The 19,988-nt window shown below is 60.0% G+C and carries 14 protein-coding genes; 8 read left to right on the top strand and 6 right to left on the bottom strand.

The window, feature by feature from the left end:
- Positions 1–33: 33 nt before the first annotated feature.
- A complete protein-coding gene (locus LD28_RS0100215) occupies positions 34–1,992 on the top strand; it encodes an LTA synthase family protein (protein WP_033135026.1) in 1,959 nt (652 codons plus the stop codon).
- A gap of 210 nt (positions 1,993–2,202) precedes the next feature.
- Here LD28_RS0100215 and eno read toward each other — a convergent pair whose 3' ends face one another.
- The 5 genes from eno to rlmD form a co-directional block, all read right to left on the bottom strand.
- Complete coding sequence (eno, locus tag LD28_RS0100210) at positions 2,203–3,504, bottom strand: phosphopyruvate hydratase (RefSeq protein WP_033135025.1); 1,302 nt, start codon at positions 3,502–3,504, stop codon at positions 2,203–2,205.
- An 89-nt stretch (positions 3,505–3,593) separates the two neighbouring features.
- On the bottom strand, positions 3,594–5,231 hold the full coding sequence (pyrG, locus tag LD28_RS0100205) for a glutamine hydrolyzing CTP synthase (protein ID WP_033135024.1): 1,638 nt from the start codon (positions 5,229–5,231) through the stop codon (positions 3,594–3,596).
- A gap of 141 nt (positions 5,232–5,372) precedes the next feature.
- Positions 5,373–6,170 carry a nucleoside triphosphate pyrophosphohydrolase gene (mazG, locus tag LD28_RS0100200; protein WP_033135023.1) on the bottom strand — a complete coding sequence of 266 codons (798 nt, stop codon included), beginning with the start codon at positions 6,168–6,170 and terminating at the stop codon, positions 5,373–5,375.
- Between the two features lie 73 nt (positions 6,171–6,243).
- Positions 6,244–8,457 carry a GTP diphosphokinase gene (gene relA / locus LD28_RS0100195; RefSeq protein WP_033135022.1) on the bottom strand — a complete coding sequence of 738 codons (2,214 nt, stop codon included), beginning with the start codon at positions 8,455–8,457 and terminating at the stop codon, positions 6,244–6,246.
- A 243-nt stretch (positions 8,458–8,700) separates the two neighbouring features.
- Positions 8,701–10,023 (bottom strand): 23S rRNA (uracil(1939)-C(5))-methyltransferase RlmD, encoded by a 1,323-nt coding sequence (rlmD, locus tag LD28_RS0100190; protein WP_033135021.1) that lies wholly within the window; start codon positions 10,021–10,023, stop codon positions 8,701–8,703.
- Positions 10,024–10,176: 153 nt separating this feature from the next.
- Between rlmD and barA the strand changes: the two genes are divergently transcribed.
- From barA to galE, 7 genes are all read left to right on the top strand, one after another.
- On the top strand, positions 10,177–12,894 hold the full coding sequence (gene barA, locus LD28_RS0100185; protein WP_033135020.1) for a two-component sensor histidine kinase BarA: 2,718 nt from the start codon (positions 10,177–10,179) through the stop codon (positions 12,892–12,894).
- A gap of 89 nt (positions 12,895–12,983) precedes the next feature.
- Positions 12,984–13,463 (top strand): YehS family protein, encoded by a 480-nt coding sequence (locus LD28_RS0100180; RefSeq protein WP_033135019.1) that lies wholly within the window; start codon positions 12,984–12,986, stop codon positions 13,461–13,463.
- Positions 13,464–13,497: 34 nt separating this feature from the next.
- Positions 13,498–14,373, top strand: a complete 876-nt coding sequence (locus LD28_RS0100175; protein WP_033135018.1) for an N-acetylmuramoyl-L-alanine amidase — start codon at positions 13,498–13,500, stop codon at positions 14,371–14,373.
- A gap of 169 nt (positions 14,374–14,542) precedes the next feature.
- The gene (locus LD28_RS0100170) at positions 14,543–15,010 is read left to right on the top strand and encodes a Dps family protein (RefSeq protein ID WP_033135017.1); all 468 of its coding nucleotides are present in this window, start codon (positions 14,543–14,545) and stop codon (positions 15,008–15,010) included.
- 328 nt (positions 15,011–15,338) lie between these two features.
- Positions 15,339–16,988, top strand: coding sequence for a hydroxylamine reductase (gene hcp, locus LD28_RS0100165; RefSeq protein ID WP_033135016.1), 1,650 nt, complete (start codon positions 15,339–15,341; stop codon positions 16,986–16,988).
- A gap of 110 nt (positions 16,989–17,098) precedes the next feature.
- The gene (locus tag LD28_RS0100160) at positions 17,099–18,088 is read left to right on the top strand and encodes an FAD-binding oxidoreductase (RefSeq protein ID WP_033135015.1); all 990 of its coding nucleotides are present in this window, start codon (positions 17,099–17,101) and stop codon (positions 18,086–18,088) included.
- Between the two features lie 95 nt (positions 18,089–18,183).
- A complete protein-coding gene (gene galE, locus LD28_RS0100155; RefSeq protein ID WP_033135014.1) occupies positions 18,184–19,197 on the top strand; it encodes a UDP-glucose 4-epimerase GalE in 1,014 nt (337 codons plus the stop codon).
- Between the two features lie 69 nt (positions 19,198–19,266).
- Here galE and LD28_RS0100150 read toward each other — a convergent pair whose 3' ends face one another.
- The gene (locus LD28_RS0100150) at positions 19,267–19,968 is read right to left on the bottom strand and encodes a phosphatase PAP2 family protein (RefSeq protein ID WP_033135013.1); all 702 of its coding nucleotides are present in this window, start codon (positions 19,966–19,968) and stop codon (positions 19,267–19,269) included.
- Between the last annotated feature and the right edge of the window lie 20 nt (positions 19,969–19,988).

The raw sequence follows: 19,988 nt of genomic DNA, 5'->3' as shown, positions 1-19,988 counted from the left end.
CGCTCGATGAATTCCTGATACTCCGGATTGGTTATGTTTGCTCGCTTTCTTCTGTCAGGCTTGGCGCTGCTCGCGCTCCTGGCACTGCTGCTCAAATCCCTGCTTCTCTTTTGGTCTCCTGCCAACTTCGCGGTGCTGACCGCCGGTCAACAACTTGAGGCGCTGCTGTGGGGCTTTCGCTTCGACTTGGCTGCGGCAGCCCTGCTCTGGGCACCGATCGCCCTGCTCTGCTGGCTGGCGGTGCGGCTCGGGCTGCGCCGCCTCTCCTGGCTCTGGTGGTGGCTGCCGGCCATGGTGCTGGCGGGGATGCAAATCGCCGATCTGATGTATTTCGACAATTCCGGGCGGCATATCAGCTATGAGCTGGGTGAGGTGACCCGCGAGGCGGGCAGCCTGCTCAGCACCGCCCTCAAGCAGTACCCGCTGCTGATGGTCGCCCTGCTGGGTGGCATGGTGGCAAGCGCGTGGGGGTGTCGCCGCCAGCTGCACCTGCCAGCGCGCATGACAGTGGCGAAAACCGAGCTGCCGCTGCTGCTGACCCTCACCATCGCCGTACTCTGTGTGCGCGGCTCACTGACCGATCTGCCGATGAAGCCGGATCGCGCCTACGCCATCGGCAATCCCCAGCAGGCACTGCTCGCCCTCAATCCGGTCTATGCCATGCTGGTCAGCTCCACCTCTACCGACCCGACCGGGGGCGGCACCCCGCTCTACCGACAGCTGCCGCAACCTGCCGCGCACCAGTTGCAGGCGCTCCTTGCCGACCACGCCCCCTACCAGCCGCCCCGGCGCCAGATGAACGTCATCCTGATGCTGCTGGAGAGCTGGCCTGCCGAGCTGATGCAGAGCTACAACCCGGCGGCCCCCGTCACCACCCCCTATCTGGATGCGCTCCATCGCGAGGGGCTGCGCACCGATGGCCTGATCGCCGGTGGCCGCCGCACGGTCGAGGGGTTCTTTAGCGCGCTCTGCTCCTATCAAAATCCGCTGGAGGCGGGCATCCCCAACACGCCGCTGCAGGATCAGCGCTACGAGTGCCTGCCCAAGCTGTTGAGCGACGCAGGCTGGAGCACTGCGGTCTTTCAGGGGATGCACAAGGGGGAAACGGGGCAGCTGGCCCAGTTGCTGGGGACGCAGGCTTCTTACGGCAAGCTGGAGATGCCCGCCGCCGAGGTGGAGCAGAACAGCTGGGGCTATCAGGACCCGGACCTCTACCGCTTTATCCTGCGCAAGGCGCGCGAGGAGTCGCGCCCCTTCTTCTACATGGTGAACAACACCACCACCCACGATGACCAGCTCCCCCCGGGCGAGCCCTGGCTGTTTGGCGACCGGAGCAGCAACGAGCGGCAGATGAGCGTGCTCCACTATGCCGACAAGGCGCTCGGCCGCTTTATCGAGGAGTACCAGCAGGCAAACCTTGGCCCGACTCTGTTTGTCATCACCGCCGATCACACTGCCGGGGATCGCAGCGGCCATATGGGGCGGTACTGGATCCCCTTCCTGATGTTCGCCACCGATGGCTCGGTCGCTCCGCACCATCAGCCTGGCATCGGTGCCCAGCAGGATATCGCCCCCACAATCCTCGATCTGCTGGGGGGCAAGGCGCCCTGGTTTACCGGCCACTCCCTGCTAAGCGAACCGCCGCAAGGTGGCATCTATGCCGCCAGCGGCACTCTGGGGCGCGTCTACGGGGAGCAGATCGTCGAGTTCCCGCTGCGCGAGCCAAACAAGCTCACCTGCTTTAACTGGAAGGTGGATCTGCAACTGCGCCAGCCGCAGCCTTGCGGCGAAGCGGCGGCCCACGAGCGGGACTTCAGCTGGGCCAGCACCTGGTATCAGCAGAGCCTGCTGTTTGACGGCAAGTCGCGCGACTATGGCCAGCTCGCGCCATCCCGCCTGCTTGCACCGCAACTGGCCGAACAGCGCGTCCCAACAGCCGAAACGACTGCGGTAGCCGAAGAGCACAGCAACGCTGACAACGCCAAGAGCTGAGCCAATCACAAACAAAAAGCCCGCATCATGCGGGCTTCTTTGTATCTGTTGCCGGTCTGGTGATTGCTAACGAAAGGTGCCGCCAGCGTTCGCCGTGCCGGCAACAACGCCGGAAAACAGGCATAAAAAAATCCGGAGCCACAAGGGCTCCGGATTGTTCGCCAAACCTGGGTCTGGCCGGGTCAACCGAAGTTGACAACCGAGGCTTGATTAAGCCTGGTTCTTAACTTCTTTCAGACCGCGGAAAGGAGCTTTGGCACCCAGAGCTTCTTCGATACGGATCAGCTGGTTGTACTTGGCAACACGGTCAGAACGGCTCATAGAACCGGTCTTGATCTGGCCAGCAGCGGTACCAACAGCCAGGTCGGCGATGGTCGCGTCTTCGGTCTCACCGGAGCGGTGGGAGATGACGGCAGTGTAGCCAGCGTCTTTGGCCATCTTGATGGCAGCCAGAGTTTCGGTCAGGGAACCGATCTGGTTGAACTTGATCAGGATGGAGTTGGCAACGCCGTTGTCGATACCACGCTTCAGGATCTTGGTGTTGGTTACGAACAGGTCGTCACCAACGATCTGGATTTTCTTGCCCAGTTCAGCAGTCTGGTAAGCGAAACCGTCCCAGTCAGATTCGTCCAGGCCATCTTCGATGGAGACGATCGGGAACTTGGTGGTCAGGTCAGCCAGGTAGTCAGAGAACTCGTTGGAGGTGAAGATACGACCTTCGCCTTTCAGGTTGTACTCTTTCTTCTCTGCGTCGTAGAACTCGGAAGCAGCGCAGTCCATGGCCAGGGTCACGTCGGTGCCCAGCTTGTAACCGGCAGCGGCAACGGCTTCAGCGATCACTTCCAGCGCTTCGGCGTTGGATTTCAGGTTAGGAGCGAAACCACCTTCGTCACCGACTGCAGTGTTGTAGCCCTTGGACTTCAGCACTTTGGCTAGGTTGTGGAACACTTCAGCGCCCATGCGAACGGCTTCTTTCAGGGTCTTGGCGCCAACCGGCTGGATCATGAACTCCTGGATGTCGACGTTGTTGTCGGCGTGCTCACCACCGTTGATGATGTTCATCATCGGCAGCGGCATGGAGTAAACACCCGGGGTGCCGTTCAGCTCGGCGATGTGGGCGTACAGCGGCATGCCTTTGGCAGCAGCGGCAGCTTTGGCGTTAGCCAGGGAAACAGCCAGGATGGCGTTGGCGCCGAACTTGGATTTGTTCTCGGTGCCGTCGAGGTCGATCATGATCTGGTCGATAGCGGCCTGGTCCTTGGCATCTTTACCCAGCAGAGCTTGAGCGATCGGGCCGTTTACGGCTTCGAGGGCTTTCAGCACGCCTTTACCCAGGAAACGGCTCTTGTCGCCGTCACGCAGTTCCAGCGCTTCGCGGGAACCGGTGGACGCGCCAGACGGAGCGGCTGCCATACCAACAAAACCACCTTCCAGGTGAACTTCGGCCTCAACGGTCGGGTTACCACGGGAGTCGATGATTTCACGACCGATTACTTTAACGAACTTGGACATGTGTATTTCCTCAGGTTTCGTAAAAAAACAACAAAAATATGCCAAAAAAAGCGGCTGTGGCACAGGGCCCCAACCGCATTTATTTTAAATTACTTCAAATTACGCTTCTGATACTCGCCTGCCGCCTTCACAAAACCGGCGAACAGAGCGTGGCCATCACGAGGAGTTGAGGTGAACTCCGGGTGGAACTGCGCGGCCACGAACCAGGGGTGATCCGGGATCTCGATGATTTCCACCAACTTCTTGTCGGCGGAGAGACCGGTCACTTTCAGACCTGCCGCTTCAATCTGCGGCAGCAGCTTGTTGTTCACTTCGTAACGGTGACGGTGACGCTCGTAAATGGTCGGGCTGCCGTACATCTGACGCACCTTGGAATCGTCGACCAGATGGCAGAGCTGGGAACCCAGACGCATGGTACCGCCCAGATCAGACTTCTCGGTACGGGTCTCGACGTTGCCTTCTTCATCCACCCACTCGGTGATGAGGCCGACGACCGGGTACGCGCAATCTTTCTTGAATTCGGAGGAGTGAGCCCCTTCCATGCCCGCCACGTTGCGAGCGAATTCGATCATGGCAACCTGCATGCCGAGGCAGATACCCAGGTAGGGGATCTTGTTCTCGCGCGCATACTGGGCCGCCTGGATTTTGCCTTCCACACCACGCTCACCGAAGCCACCCGGGACCAGGATCGCGTCCAGACCTTCCAGCAGCTCGGAGCCACGGGTCTCGATGTCCTGGGAGTCGATGTACTTGATGGTGACGGAAAGACGGGTCTTCAGACCACCGTGCTTGAGCGCCTCGTTGACGGACTTGTAGGCATCCGGCAGGGATACGTACTTGCCGACCATTCCGATGGTCACTTCTGCAGTCGGGTTGGCCTCTTCAAAGACAACTTGTTCCCACTCGGACAAGTCAGCTTCTTTGCACTCCAGACCGAAACGCTCGGTGAAGTAGGAGTCCAGATTCTGGGATTTCAGCAGTGCCGGGATCTTGTAGATGGAGTCGACGTCTTTCATGGAGATGACGGCGCGCTCGGGCACGTTACAGAACAGGGCGATCTTGGCGCGCTCGTTGGCCGGAATAGCACGGTCGGAGCGGCAGATCAGCACATCCGGCTGGATACCGATGGAGAGCAGCTCTTTGACGGAGTGCTGGGTCGGCTTGGTCTTCACTTCACCGGCAGCAGCCAGGTAAGGAACCAGCGTCAGGTGCATGAACATGGCGCTGTTGCGGCCCACTTCGGCAGCCAGCTGACGAATGGCTTCGAGGAACGGCAGGGACTCGATGTCACCTACGGTACCGCCCACTTCGACGATGGCAACCTGATGGCCTTCGGCACCGGCAATCACCCGCTCTTTGATGGCGTTGGTGATGTGCGGGATAACCTGAATGGTGGCGCCCAGATAGTCACCACGACGCTCTTTACGCAGTACGTCGGCGTAGATACGGCCGGTGGTAAAGTTGTTGCGACGGGTCATCTTGGTGCGGATGAAACGCTCGTAGTGGCCCAAATCCAGATCGGTTTCGGCCCCGTCCTCGGTTACGAACACTTCACCATGCTGGGTCGGGCTCATGGTGCCCGGATCCACGTTGATGTACGGGTCCAGTTTCATGATGGTCACATCCAGACCACGGGCTTCCAGAATGGCTGCCAGAGAAGCTGCGGCAATGCCTTTGCCGAGGGATGAAACAACGCCACCAGTAACAAAAATATATTTGGTCGTCATGCTGAACCTGAAAGAAGTTTAGGGAATTTTAAGGGGTGCTTCGGGGATGAAGCAGGACGGGGAAACAGTATACCAAAAACCCCTCTCCCAAACAATGAGCAAAAATCTATCAGGCTCACCGCCCCCCCATCTTGCGCCAAATCAACTTTGCTCGGTTTCCTTGGCCCGATCCCAGGCAGCATCGAGCTTTTCGAGGGTGCAATCGGTCATTTTCAAGCCTTCTGCGGCGATAAACTGCTCAACCTGACGAAAACGACGTTCGAACTTGGCATTGGCGCCCCGCAGTACCTGCTCCGGATCCTTGCCCAGATGACGCACCAGATTGACGGTGGCAAACAGCAGGTCACCGAGCTCGTCGCTCACCCGCGCCTCGTCCACATCGGCCATCAGCGCCTCTTCCATCACCTCGTCGATCTCTTCGTGGATCTTGTCCACTACCGGCCCCAGCGTCTTCCAGTCAAAGCCGACGGTGGCACAGCGTTTCTGGATCTTGGCGGCGCGGGTCAGGGCTGGCAGCGCCTGCGGGATATCGTCCAGCACGCTCTCTTTATCGAGTGCCGCCCGCTCTTTGGCTTTTTCCGCCTCCCAGTTCGCTTTTACTGCCTGCTCGTTGGCAAGGTCAGCATCGGAAAAAACGTGGGGATGGCGGCGGATCAGCTTTTCGCTCACCGTATCGACGATATCGGCAAAGTCGAACAAGCCCCGCTCTTTACCCAGCTGGGCGTAGAACACCACCTGAAACAGCAGGTCACCCAACTCCCCTTTCAACCCCTGCCAATCCTCGGTCTCGATGGCATCGGCCACCTCGTAGGCCTCTTCCAGGGTGTGCGGCACTATGGTCTGAAAACTCTGTTTCAGATCCCAGGGACAGCCGTTTTGCGGATCGCGCAGACGAGCCATGATGTCGAGCAGTTGGGGCAGATCGTAACGTTGAGACATGGGATATTCGCTTTCGATTCGTTCAAAAAGGGTCGGAAATGCAGACCGGCCACTTGGGCCGGTCGGTTTGATATCAAAGCCGCTTGGCGCTGATCACGTCGTTAAGTTGACTGAGCTTGGCCAACGCCCGGTTGAAGGCGTTGATGTTGTAAATCTCCAGCTCCATGTCGATCTCGGCGGTCTGTTCGCGCACGTTGGAGCGCGAGCGCACCCCCATCACGTTGATCTTCTCGTTGGCCAGCACGGTGGTGATATCGCGCAGCAGGCCGGAGCGGTCGTTGGAGAGAATCCGGATGGTAAGGCCGTAGCCGCCGGAGTAGTTCTCCCCCCACACCGCATCGATCAGCCGCTCCGGATTGCGACGTGACAGCTCCTTGAGCTGCTCGCAATCTTCCCGGTGGATCGAGACGCCGCGCCCCATGGTGATAAAGCCCTGAATGGAGTCCCCAGGGATCGGCTGACAGCAACGGGCGATATGGGTCATCAGGTTGCCGACCCCTTCCACCACGATGTGATCCTTGGGCTTGTGGCGCATCGGCGAATTGGCCTTCTGCTCCAGCTTCTCCAGCAGGCGGCGATCTTCCTCTTCCGCCGTCGGCTTGTTGTAGCAGGTGTCGAGATAGTTGAGCACCTGGTTGATGCGGATATCGCCGCTGCCGATACCGGCCAGCAGATCGTCGGTACTCTCCAGATTGAAGCGCCGCAGCATGTTGCCCTTGTCAATCTTGGACATGCTGAGGTTGTGGCGATCCAGCTCCTTCTCGAACAGCTCGCGACCGGCCACGATATTCTTGTCCCGATCCAGCTTTCTGAACCAGGTCGCCACCTTGGCCCGCGCCCGGCTGGAGCGCAGGAAGCCGGAGTTGGGGTTCATCCAGTCGCGGCTCGGGTTCGGCTCTTTCTGGGTGATCACCTCCACCTGATCGCCGGTCTGCAACGCGTAGGTGAACGGCACGATGCGGCCGTCTATCTTGGCGCCGATGCAGCGGTGGCCGATCATGCTGTGGACGTGATAGGCAAAATCGAGCGGGGTGGCGCCTGCTGGCAAGTCGATCACATCCCCTTTCGGAGTGAAGACGTAGACCCTGTCCTCGAACACCTGACTGCGCAGGTCTTCCAGCAGGGAGCCGCTCTCGGAGAGATCTTCCTGCCAGGCGAGCAGCTTGCGCAGCCACTCGATCTTGTCTTCGAAGGTGTTGGCCTTGCCGCCAGCCTGTGCCCCTTCCTTGTAACGCCAGTGGGCAGCGACGCCGAGCTCGGCATCCTGATGCATCTGGTCGGTACGGATCTGGATCTCGACGGTCTTGCCCTCCGGCCCCACCACTACGGTGTGGATCGACTGATAGCCGTTCGGTTTGGGGTTGGCGACATAGTCGTCAAACTCGCGAGGAATGTGGTGGAACTGGGTATGCACGATACCGAGCGCCGCATAGCAATCCTGCAGCCGCTTGGTCACTACCCGCACCGCGCGCACGTCGAACAACTCGTTGAACTCGAGGTGCTTCTTCTGCATCTTGCGCCAGATGCTGTAGATGTGTTTCGGCCGACCGTACACCTCGGCGTCAACTCCCGCCTCTTTCAACCCATTACGCAGGGATTGCACAAACTCGCGGATATAGCGCTCGCGGTCTAGCCGCTTCTCATCGAGCTGCTTGGCGATCTGCTTGTAGGTATCCGGGTGCAGATAACGGAAGGCGAGATCTTCCAGCTCCCACTTGAGCTGGCCGATGCCGAGACGGTTGGCGAGCGGCGCATAGATGTTGGTGATCTCCTGGGCCATCAGCACCCGGGTCTCTTCATCTGCCGTCTTCGCTTCCCGCAGGCAGGCGATCCGCTCCGCCAGCTTGATCACCACGGCGCGCACATCCTCGACCATGGCGAGCAACATGCGGCGCACGTTGTCTACCTGCTCCGGCGAGGTTTCGCTGCGATGGAGGGTTTGCAGGGAGCGGATGGCTTCCATCTCCAGCACCCCTTCCACCAGCTTGGCGATCTTGGGGCCGAAGTCTTCATCCATCCGCTCCTGGCTGATGAGACCAGCTTCGACGAAGGGGTAGATGATGGCCGCTTTAAGGGTACCGAGATCCATGCTGAGCATCAGCAAGATGCCCACCATTTCGATGCCGCGCACCAGCAGTTTGCTGGTCAGCGCCTCGTCACCGAGCGTCAGACAATACTGGTAGACGGTTCGCAGCTGATCCTTGTCACTGTCACTTAAGGAGAGCGAGCTGACCCACTCTTCCAGGGTGAAGTTGTCTTTCAAATGAATATCGCGAACCGCAACCATGGTATCAATCCTTTAAATTATCGGGCCGAAAGCTGTCACTTTCCCCCCTCATGAGATTGCCTCAAATGGGGATATCGAGCGCACTTTTCAAGGCATATTGTCCAGAAAGACAATAGAGCGCGCCAACAGGCCATGCCGAACGACGAGGGCCTAGATTACCCCAATCACACCTGCTCAAACAGCCGCGAACATGCCGGACTACATAGTCCGGCATCGCCGTACTGATGGGCAGGATGAGCTCATTTACTCCCGTTCAAACAGCGCCATGGACTCCAGATGACCGGTGTGAGGGAACATGTCGAGCATGCCAAGGCGCACCAGACGGTAACCCCCTTTCACCAGTACCTGACTGTCCCGGGCCAGGGTGACCGGGTTACAGGAGACGTAGACCACCCGCTTGGGTGAAAGTTTCACGACGTGTCCCATTACTTCCAGCGCGCCGGGGCGAGCCGGATCCAGCAGCACCAGATCAAACCCTTCCCGTGCCCAGGACATGCCGACGATGTCATCGCTCAGGTCAGCCTTGTAGAAACGGGCATTGGTGATGCCGTTGCGACGGGCGTTTTCCTCGGCCCGCTGCACCATGGCCAACTCACCTTCGACCCCCACCACTTCGCGAGCCTGACGGGCCAGCGGCAGGGTGAAGTTGCCGATACCGCAGAAGAGATCGAGCACCTTGTCCTCTTTGCTCGCCCCGAGCCATGTCAGCGCCTGCTCAACCATGCGCTGGTTGATGGGGCCGTTGACCTGAATGAAATCACCGGGTGCAAATGCAAGAGACAGGCCATCCAGTGAGTAGGATGGGGAAAATTGTTGCTGCAGCGCTTCGATGCGCTCATCGGCAGCCTGCAGATAGAGGTCGATCCCCTGCGCCTTTGCAAACTCCACCAGCTGGGCGCGATCCGCCTCATTGGGGCGGCCGGTGTGGCGCAGCAACATCATGATCCCCTGCTCGGCCTGAATCAGCTCGGCATGACCCAGCTCACGCTGACTCTTGAGGCGATTGAGGCACTCACGCAGTGCCGGGATCAGCGCAGAAAGCGGCTCGGCCAGCACCGGGCAGCCGTCAATCTCCACCAGATCGTTGCTGTTGCGGCGGCGGAAACCGACCCGGGTGCAGCGACCATTCTTGTCAAATTTGATGGCCAGACGACAGACCCGGCGGTAGGCGCGATCTTCACCGGTCAATACCGGCTCCAGCGTCGGCGCCTTGATGTTGCACAACCGCTCGAACAAGCTGACCAGCCCGGCCGCCTTGGCCGCTTGCTGATCGGCTGCCGACATATGCTGGGCACTGCAACCTCCGCACTCGCGGTAGTGGCTGCAGAAGGGGGCGATGCGGTTGGCCGCCGGGGTCACCACCTGTTGCAAGGCGGCATGACCATACTGTTTTTTCTCTTCGGTGATGCGCGCCTTGACGGTCTCGCCGGGCAGTGCCCCTTCGACGAAGATCGCCTTGCCCTGATGGCGACCGATACCGACACAGTGGTGATCGAGGGTGTCTATCGTAAATTCAATGCGTTGGAGCTGGGTGGACTTCTTTTGGGGCTTGAAAAACTGGGCCATAAAACTTGGTGCCTATAGGTGGCTATGTCATGATTGTGGAATCTGCTGCCGGGTATTGTCCCACAAGAATAATAGTATGACCAAATACGGCCTGAGAGCCCGTGCATTGCCATCAACCCTATCGCCAACCCTGTTTACTGGTGGCCTGTTCGTATGACCAAATATGGCCTGAGAGCACGCGTTCTCGCCTTCACCATCCTGCCGACCCTGATCATCGGTGGCCTGATGGCCGGTTACTTCACCTTCCACCGCTATCAGCAGCTGGAAAACAACCTGATCGATCAGGGGATCAACATCATCGAACCACTGGCCATTGCCAGTGAATATGGCATGACCCAGCATAGCCGCGAATCCCTCAAGCGGCTGATTGGGCTGACCCATCGCAAGAACTCGCCTCTCATCAAGTCCATCGCGGTCTTCACCCAGGACAACCAGCTGTTCGTCACCTCGAACTACCATCGGGATTTCACCCGGCTCAGGCTGCCCGATGGCGAGCCCATCCCGGACCTGACCAGCGTGACGTTTCAGGGGGACGACATCATTTTGCGCACCCCGATCCAGGCCGAAACCAGTCTGGATGGCTTCCCGCTCCCCAGTGATGTAGAGCCACCGATGATCGGTTACATCTCGATGCAGATGACCACAGATCGCGCCATGCTGCTGCAGTACCGCGACACCTTCTTTGCGGTGATCATGGTGCTGATCGGGGTCGCTTTCAGTACCCTGTTTGGCTTCCGCTTGGTCAAGAGCGTGACCCAGCCCATCACCAACATGGTGCAGGCGGTGCACAAGATCAGGGAGGGGCGACTCGATACCCGGGTCAGCGGTCAACTCACCGGCGAGCTGGATATGCTGAAAAACGGCATCAACGCCATGGCCAAGGCGCTCTCCGAATATCACGAAGAGATGCAGCAGAATATCGATCAGGCCACCTCTGACTTGCGCGAAACCCTGGAGCAGATCGAGATCCAGAACGTCGAGCTCGACATGGCCAAAAAACGGGCGCAAGAGGCGGCGCGGGTCAAGTCGGAGTTTCTGGCCAACATGTCCCACGAGCTGCGCACCCCGCTCAACGGCGTCATCGGCTTTACCCGCCAGCTGCTGAAAACCAGCCTGACCCCGAGCCAGACCGACTACATGCAGACCATCGAAAAGTCGGCGCGCAACCTGCTCGGCATCATCAACGACATCCTCGACTTCTCGAAGCTGGAAGCGGGCAAGCTGCAGCTGGAGCATATCCCATTCAGCTTGCGCGACACCCTCAACGAGACCATGCACCTGCTCGGCCCCAGCGCCCACGACAAGCAGCTGGAGCTCTCCCTGCGAGTGGATGCCGATGTGCCGGACTACCTCACCGGCGACCCCATGCGCCTGCAGCAGGTGCTGACCAACCTCACCGGCAACGCCATCAAGTTCACCGAACAGGGCAACGTGGATGTCCATATCGAGCAGATTGGCAGCGGCAATCACAAGGTGAGGCTCAACGTCCAGATCCGCGATTCCGGCATCGGGATCTCGCAAGAGCAGCAACACCAGCTGTTCCAGGCCTTCAATCAGGCCGACTCCTCCATCTCCCGCCGTTATGGCGGCACCGGGCTCGGGTTGGTCATCACCCAGAAGCTGGTGCAGCAGATGGGCGGTCAGATCCGCTTTGAATCGGAGCTCGGCAAGGGCTCAACCTTCTCGTTCAGTCTGGATGTGGAGGTCTCCCCCCTGCCCCAGACCGATCAACTGCCGCTGGATCGCATTCGTGGCAAGCGGCTCTGGCTGCTGGAGCCGGACCCCTTCGCGCAAGCCTCCCTGCTCGCCCTGCTGGCGGAGTGGCAGCTCGATGTGCATCCCCTGACCAGTGATGACCCCTGGCCCGAGATGAGCGAGCAGGAGATGGTGATCATCGGCAGCAGCACCCTGCATACGCCGCAGCAGGTGATCGGCCGCCTCGACAGCCTGAACGGCCAGCAGCAGAACACCATAGTGCTGCTCAGCAGCCACGAGCCGACGCTCTACGAGGCGATGCTGGCCCACGGCGCCCAGCACTGCCTCTCCAAACCGCTCAACCATCGCAAGCTGCTGCACGCCCTGCTCTCGCCACAGGCAAGCCGCCAGAAGCTGCCCGCCCAGCCAGCGCCGCGCCAGTTGCAACCGATCAAGGTGCTGGCGGTGGATGACAACGCCGCCAACCTCAAGCTGATCGCCGCCATGCTCAAGGAGATGGTGAGTCAGGTGGTGGTGTGCAAAAACGGCAAGGAGGCAGTCAAACAGGCCCAGAGCCAGCCGTTCGACATCATCTTCATGGATATCCAGATGCCGATCATGGATGGCATCAGCGCCACCCAGGCGATCCGCAACCAGTCCCTCAACACCACCACCCCGATCGTGGCGGTGACCGCCCACGCCATCCCCGGCGAACGGGAGCGGCTGATCCGCCAGGGGATGGACGACTATCTGGCCAAGCCTATCGACGAGAGTATGCTGGCCCAACTCATCACCGACTTTGCCCATCGCCGCCACCAGAATGATGGCGCCCAGCAGATCGACTGGGCACTGGCGGTGCGGCAGGCGGCGGGGAAAGAGGATCTCGCCAAAGAGATGCTGACCATGCTGCTCGCCAGTTTCGATGAAGTCGAGCCGGTGCTTGATAGCGCGCTGGCTGGCGAAATTGAGGACAGCGAAGTGCTGGCCCAGCTCCATCGCCTCAACGGCGGCTGTGCCTATTCCGGGGTGCCGGGGCTGCAACGGCTGCTCTCTCAGCTGGAGCAACAGCTGCGCGACGGTGTGCCGGTCAGCGAGCTGGAACCCGAGCTGCTGGAGCTGCAAGATGCGCTGGAACTGGTGCGCCAGGAGGCGCCCCGCTATCTCGGTAAGGCTTGATGAGCTTGACCTGAACTGTACCGGCCCCCGCTTTTTCTGACGCGAGGGCCGCCAGATGGTAAAGTTGCGCCGTTTACACAGGAGTCAGCATGACCAACAACGATATTCTGCGCCGTCTGCGCTACGCCCTCACCATCAGCAACGACCAGATGGTCGAGATGTTTGCCAAGGGCAACCTGACGGTCACTCACGCCCAGCTGCACAGCTGGTTGATGAAAGAGGCGGCAGAGGGTGAAGAGCAAGAGGCAGGCTATGTCGCCTGTCCCGACTCGGCCCTGAGCCAGTTCCTCGATGGCTTCATCATCGCGCGCCGTGGCGTGCGGGAAGATGCACCGGCCCAGGTGATCCCGAACCGGATCAACAACAACATGATCCTGCGCAAGCTGCGCATCGGTCTCAACTACAAGGAAGAGGACATGCTCGGCACGCTCAAGCTCGCCGACTTCAACCTCTCCAAGTCCGAGCTCAGTGCCCTGTTCCGCTCCAAGGATCACAAGCACTATCAGGATTGCGGGGATCAGATCCTGCGCAACTTCCTGATCGGTCTCACTGCCAAATACCGCAGCTAACACGCCGCGCGGCTGACCGAGCAGAGCCTTCGACATGTGCCAGCGACTTACTCCTCCCGCGCTCAGCAGACTGGCTGCGGCAGGGGGATGGCGCTGGCGCTGTCTTCTTCCCCTCTTTTCCCTGCTGCTGGGGGCCTGCACCCCGTCCGAGTATCAGCTCTCGACCCGCTATCACAGCGCCAACCAGAACGAGCGGATCGCCTTTCTGATCCTCCACTACACCGACGAAGATGATGCCAACTCCCTGCGCCTGCTGACCGAGCCGGAGCACAAGGTAAGCGCCCACTACCTGATCCCCCGCGACAACCACGAGACCCCGCTGCCGGTCTATCAGCTGGTACCGGAGAGCGCGCGCGCCTGGCATGCGGGACGCAGCCGCTGGCACCAATATGCCGGGCTCAATGCCAGCTCCCTTGGCATCGAGATCGTCAACCTCGGCTATCCAGCGGAAGATGAGCCGCTGGCCCCCGAGGCGCGGCGCTGGCAACCCTATACCCCGCAGCAGATTGCCGCCGTCGGCACCCTCAGTCGGGAGCTGGTCGCCCGCTACCGCATTCCGCCGACCCAGGTGCTGGGCCACAGCGATGTCGCCCCCGAGCGTAAACAGGATCCCGGCCCCCACTTCCCCTGGCGCCAGCTCTATCTGACGTACGGAGTCGGCGCCTGGCCCGATGAAGATCGGGTGGCGGCACTACTGGCCAGCTCCTTGCCCGATTGGGATGCGGCCATGTGGCAACAGCAGTTGGCTCGCTATGGCTACGGCCTGCCCCAGACCGGCCAGTGGGACGAGCAGAGTCGCGCCGTCATGGGCGCCTTTCAGCTCCACTTTCGTGCCAGCAAGGTCGATAGCGAACCGGACCGCGAGTGTCAGGCCATCCTGATGGCGCTGCTCGAAAAATACTTCCCATAATCCTCATCCATTGCCCCCGTTGCTGCGTACTGTTTGATAGCCGTTAGCTATCAAACAGTTAGGCACAAGCAATTGTCCCTGCATTTTGCACGACGTTATTCTGACTGGGTTTCGAAAGACAGGTTCCGAAAGACAATTTCAAACTAATTTCCACATCTGGAGGTGAATGATGAAAAGCCCGATTGGTCTTGATACTGCTCAATCACAAGCCCTGGCAGCCGAGTTGAACAAATTGCTGGCCAGCTACCAGATCCTCTACATGAACGTGCGCGGCTTCCACTGGAATATCCGTGGCAACCAGTTCTTCGAACTGCACCTGAAGTTCGAAGAGATTTACAACGACCTGCTGCTGAAAGTCGATGCGCTGGCCGAACGGATCCTGACGCTGGACGGGGTGCCGATGCACAGCTTCAGCGACTACCTGAAAGTCTCTGCTATCCCCGAGCAAAAGGGTCTGCACGATGGCCGCGCCTGTGTCGAAGCCCTGCTGGAGAGCTTCCGCGAACTGCTGGTCGCCCAGCGCCGCATTCTGGGCCAGGCCGCCGAAGCTGGTGATGAGGGCACGGCCTCCATCCTCTCCGACTATGTGCAGCAGCAGGAAAAACTGGTCTGGATGCTACGCGCTTATCTGGCCTGATAGTGAACCAAGCCAGATACAGCGCACGTATGCTGGCTTGATAGTGAGCCAAGCTGGATGCTGCGAAAGCAGGCTGGCTTGAGGAAGTACCGGGCCGGGGCACCTGACCAGCCCCCGGCCTAACCCGCTTGATTGTTATGTTCTGTTGCAAACCTGAGTTGTCTCTCCTTTTATCCACCCGCTTGCCGCCCTGTTTGGGCGGCTTTTTTGTTTTTGATCTGCATCAAGGGAATCTTAATTGGCAAATTGAATGCCTATTAAGTTTTTCGCGAGGGGAATAGAATCGCCACAAAACAGACAACTGAAATGTCCAATTAGGAGAGACATGATGTTTTGTGTGCAATGTGAACAGACAATTCGTACCCCGGCTGGCAACGGCTGTGCTTACGCACAAGGTATGTGCGGCAAGACGGCGGAAACCTCGGATCTGCAAGATGTGCTGATCTATACCCTGCAGGGTCTCAGCGCCTGGGCGCAGGCCGCCCGCGAGCAGGGCATTATCGATCGCGAGACCGATGCCTTCGTGCCCAAGGCCTTCTTCGCTACCCTCACCAACGTCAACTTCGACTCGAATCGCATCGTGGCCTACGTCAATCAGGCCCTGGCCTATCGCCAGCAGTTGGCCGAGCAGCTGGCCGGGATGGCAGTGCAGGTGAACGATTTGCCACAGTCCGCATACTTCGAGCCCGGTGCCGAGCTGCTGGAACAGCTCGCTCATGCCGCGCCAGCCGCCCCCAATCGGGGCAAGCGCGAGGTGAACGAGGAGATCATGGGGCTGCGTCTGCTCTGCCTCTACGGCCTCAAGGGCGCTGCCGCCTACATGGAGCACGCCCGGGTGCTGGATCAGCAGAGTGACGAGGTCGCCGCCGAATTCCACCGCATCATGAGTTGGCTCAGCACAGACCCGAGCGAAATGGGTCGACTGTTCAGCTGCGCCATGGAGATCGGTCAGCTCAACTTCAAAATCATGGAGATGCTGGATCTGGGTGAAACCAGCGCCTTCGGCCACCCGGAACCGACTCAGGTCAGGGTCACGCCAATTCCCGGCAAGTGCATTCTGGTCTCCGGCCACGACATGATGGATCTCAAGCTCATTCTGGAGCAGACCAAAGGGACCGGCATCCATGTCTACACCCATGGCGAGATGCTGCCCGCGCTGGCCTACCCCTTCTTCAAGCAGTACCCCCATCTGGTGGGTAACTACGGCTCCGCCTGGCAGAACCAGCAGAAGGAGTTTGCCAACTTCCCGGGCGCGGTGGTGATGACCTCCAACTGCATCATCGACCCGAATGTGGGCAACTACAGTGACCGTATCTTCACCCGCTCCATCGTCGGCTGGCCGGGCGTCACCCATCTGGAGGGGGATGATTTCTCCGCCGTGATCGCCAAGGCCCAAGCGCTGGAAGGCTTCAAACACACCGAACTCGAACACTTCATCACCATCGGCTTTGCCCGCAACGCCCTGATGCAGGCCGCCCCCGCGGTGATTGAGAAGGTCAAGGCCGGGGAGATCAGCCACTTCTTCCTGGTGGGTGGCTGTGACGGCGACAAGGCCGAGCGCGCCTACTTCACCGAGTTTGCCAAGGCGGCACCGCGCGACAGCCTGCTGCTCACGCTGGGTTGCGGCAAATACAAGTTCAACAAGCTCGACTTTGGCGACATCGGTGGCATTCCGCGCCTGCTGGACGTGGGCCAGTGCAACGATGCCTACTCCGCCATTCAGTTGGCGCTGGCGCTCTCCGAGGCGTTCGAGTGCGGCGTCAACGATCTGCCGCTGACGCTGGTGCTCTCCTGGTTCGAGCAAAAAGCCATCGTCATTCTACTCACCCTGCTCTCCCTCGGGGTGAAAGACATTCGTACCGGCCCGACCGCCCCCGCCTTCCTCACCCCGGCTCTGCTCAAGGTGCTGGAGGAGCAGTTTGGCCTGAAAGGGACCACTACGGCCGAGGCAGATCTGGCCGAGATCCTGGCGGCCTGATCGGCACTTCATGTTGTAAGCGTTTGGCGAGCCGCCCGGCTCGCCTTTTTTCTGGATCCAGCATTTGCATCAGACGTTTTCAAACCGTTTCAAACATAAGGAGCCTTGTGATGACCTCTCTCACGCTCACCTGCATTGGCCGCCAACAGAATACCCACGACGTAGTGAGCTGGCAGTTGGTGCCGGTTGCAGGCCGCCTCCCTCCCGTACTGGCTGGCCAGTGCATCACCCTGCATACCGAGATTGACGGCAAGCCTCACTGCCGCGCCTATACCCTCTCCTCCAACCCGCAAGACGCGTGCTGGCAGGTGACCATCAAGGATGTGGGGCGGGTCTCCCGCCATCTACACCAGACCCTGCATGTGGGGGACGAAATACGGGCCGATGGCCCCTTTGGCGATTTCAATCTGACCGCCCTGCCCTGTGCGCGGCCGCTGTTTTTGAGTGCCGGTTCCGGCATCACCCCCATGTGGGCCATGCTGCGGGACGAGCTGGCCAAACGGCCGGACGCCGATATCCGCTTTATTCACAGCGCCCGTTCGCCAGCAGATGTGATCTTTGCCGAGGAGCTGACTGCGCTGGCCGCGGCCCATACTGGTGTGCGCCATGCCCTGATCTTGGAAGAGGCGCCAACAGCTCACCCCTGGATTGGCCGACTCACCCCCGCCATGCTGGCCGAACTGGCCCCTGATCTGCACGATCGCCATGTCTATCTCTGCGGCCCCGCCCCCTATATGGCGGCGGCCAGCAGTATGCTGGCTGAGCAGGGATTGCCGCCGGAGCAGCTGCATCAGGAGTCCTTCGGTCTTCCTCCCGCAGAGCCCGCTGCTACCACCAGCAACCACTTCTGGCTGACCCTGAAAAAGAGCGGCAAAAAGGTGACAATCCTGCCGGGTCAGACCCTGCTGGCGGCGCTGGAAGCTGCGGGCGAAACCATGATGGCTGCTTGCCGCGCCGGGATATGTGGCAGCTGTCGTTGCACCACGGAAGGCGAGATCGAGCGCCAGAGCGTGATGACGCTGAGTGCGCAGGATCTGGAGAGCGGCGTGGTACTGGCCTGCTCCTGCACCGCGAAAGGGGATATCAGCCTCGATTATTGAGATACACAAAGGGCTTCATTGGCATCTCAACCTTTTCCGGAGCGAACAGGACGGGTAGACTCTGCCCCCAGTTTCACCAGAACACGGGATAAAAAATGACAATATTGGTCACAGGGGGCGCTGGCTATATCGGCTCCCACACTCTGGTTGAGCTGCTCGGCGCGGGGCAGCAGGTCGTGGTACTCGACAACCTCTCCAACTCCTCCCCCGAGTCTCTCAAACGGGTCGAGCAGATCACCGGCAAGCCGGTCACCTTCGTCGAAGGGGATGTGCTGGACAGAGCCTGCCTACAGCAACTGTTTGCCAACCATCAGATCGAATCGGTGATCCACTTCGCCGGACTCAAGGCAGTCGGGGAGTCGAGCCAGATCCCGCTCACCTACTACCAGAACAACATCACCGGCACCCTGGTGCTGTGCGAAGAGATGGCCAAGGCCGGGGTTTTCCGGCTGGTATTCAGCTCGTCAGCTACCGTCTATGGCGATCCCGCCTCGGTGCCGCTGCGGGAAGATTTCCCCACCAGCGCCACCAACCCCTACGGTCGCTCCAAGCTGATGGTCGAAGAGATCCTGCGCGACCTGTCAAAATCCGATCCCCGCTGGGCCATCGTGCTGCTGCGCTACTTCAACCCGGTCGGCGCCCACGAGAGCGGACTGATTGGTGAAGATCCCAACGGCATCCCCAACAACCTGCTGCCTTATATCAGCCAGGTGGGTGTCGGCAAGCTCAAGGAGCTGGGGGTATTTGGCAACGACTACCCGACCCCGGATGGTACCGGCGTGCGCGACTACATCCACGTGGTGGATCTGGCCATCGGCCACCTGAAAGCACTGGCGCGCATCAAGAGCGACAGCGGCGTCTTCACCTACAACCTGGGCACCGGTCAGGGCTACTCGGTACTGGAGATGGTCAAGGCGTTCGAGGCAGCCAGCGGCCGCCCCATTCCCTACCAGATCAAACCCCGTCGTCCGGGCGACATCGCCGAGTGCTGGGCCGAGCCGACGCTGGCCCGTGCCGAGCTGGGCTGGCAGGCAGAGCGCGGTCTGGAACAGATGATGGTCGATACCTGGCGCTGGCAAAGCAACAACCCGAACGGCTATCAAGGCTGATGATCTAGCGTGCTGATAACAAAACGCCCCGACATGAAGTGTCGGGGCGTTTTATTTTGCGACGTTCAATCAGTGGGTCTGACTGCGTAGCAGCGGTAACGGTGCCAGATAGGGAACAATTCGCGCAATCAAGCGATCAGACAGCGGGGTCAACAGCACCCAGGGCAGGCAGAGGGTCGCCAACCCCAGCGCACCGACATAGACATCGGTAAACCAGTGCGCGCCTGAGAAAATTCGGGGCGCAGAGAAGATCGGCACCATCAGCATGGCGTAGAGGCTGGCTCTGCGTGGCAGATAGCGCAGGGCAAAGCCGGCGAAGATCATCAAAAAGAGGGCGTGATCCCCCGGGAAGCTATCGCCGGAAGAGTCCTTGGTCGGGATCTCGCTGAGATGAGTCACTCGCAGGGCATCACTCACCATCAGGGTCGGGCTGGGTCGCTCTACCGGCAATCTGTGGCCAAGCTGGTTGATCACCACGGCGCTCAGCAACATCACTATGCCCATCGCCACCAGCTGGCGACGCCCCGCCAGATCCCGGGCAAAGAAACAGCGAGCCAGGATCAACCCCATACAACCCAGCACCACCAGATCGAACAGCCGGTTATTGGTGATGGCCACCAGATCGGCCCACAGCGCCGACTGGCCGAGCCAACCGTTAACGGTATGAAAAATCGCGAGGTCCCACTGATCCCAGGGACCATGAGCGGGCAGCGCAGCCCAACTGATGGCCACTAGACCACCGACCAGATAGCAAAGCAGGAACTTGCCCATGGGGACTCTCCTTTGGAAAA

Origin of the sequence: Aeromonas finlandensis (genome assembly GCF_000764645.1) — a bacterium.
Classification (GTDB): Bacteria; Pseudomonadota; Gammaproteobacteria; order Enterobacterales; family Aeromonadaceae; genus Aeromonas; species Aeromonas finlandensis.
This window is presented reverse-complemented; position numbering and strand designations above follow the sequence as displayed.

Coding starts and splice junctions, on each gene's coding strand:
- LD28_RS0100215 (WP_033135026.1), top strand. CDS start 34: ATGTTTGCTCGCTTTCTTCTGTCAGGCTTGGCGCTGCTCGCGCTCCTG.
- eno (WP_033135025.1), bottom strand. CDS start 3,504: ATGTCCAAGTTCGTTAAAGTAATCGGTCGTGAAATCATCGACTCCCGT.
- pyrG (WP_033135024.1), bottom strand. CDS start 5,231: ATGACGACCAAATATATTTTTGTTACTGGTGGCGTTGTTTCATCCCTC.
- mazG (WP_033135023.1), bottom strand. CDS start 6,170: ATGTCTCAACGTTACGATCTGCCCCAACTGCTCGACATCATGGCTCGT.
- relA (WP_033135022.1), bottom strand. CDS start 8,457: ATGGTTGCGGTTCGCGATATTCATTTGAAAGACAACTTCACCCTGGAA.
- rlmD (WP_033135021.1), bottom strand. CDS start 10,023: ATGGCCCAGTTTTTCAAGCCCCAAAAGAAGTCCACCCAGCTCCAACGC.
- barA (WP_033135020.1), top strand. CDS start 10,177: ATGACCAAATATGGCCTGAGAGCACGCGTTCTCGCCTTCACCATCCTG.
- LD28_RS0100180 (WP_033135019.1), top strand. CDS start 12,984: ATGACCAACAACGATATTCTGCGCCGTCTGCGCTACGCCCTCACCATC.
- LD28_RS0100175 (WP_033135018.1), top strand. CDS start 13,498: ATGTGCCAGCGACTTACTCCTCCCGCGCTCAGCAGACTGGCTGCGGCA.
- LD28_RS0100170 (WP_033135017.1), top strand. CDS start 14,543: ATGAAAAGCCCGATTGGTCTTGATACTGCTCAATCACAAGCCCTGGCA.
- hcp (WP_033135016.1), top strand. CDS start 15,339: ATGTTTTGTGTGCAATGTGAACAGACAATTCGTACCCCGGCTGGCAAC.
- LD28_RS0100160 (WP_033135015.1), top strand. CDS start 17,099: ATGACCTCTCTCACGCTCACCTGCATTGGCCGCCAACAGAATACCCAC.
- galE (WP_033135014.1), top strand. CDS start 18,184: ATGACAATATTGGTCACAGGGGGCGCTGGCTATATCGGCTCCCACACT.
- LD28_RS0100150 (WP_033135013.1), bottom strand. CDS start 19,968: ATGGGCAAGTTCCTGCTTTGCTATCTGGTCGGTGGTCTAGTGGCCATC.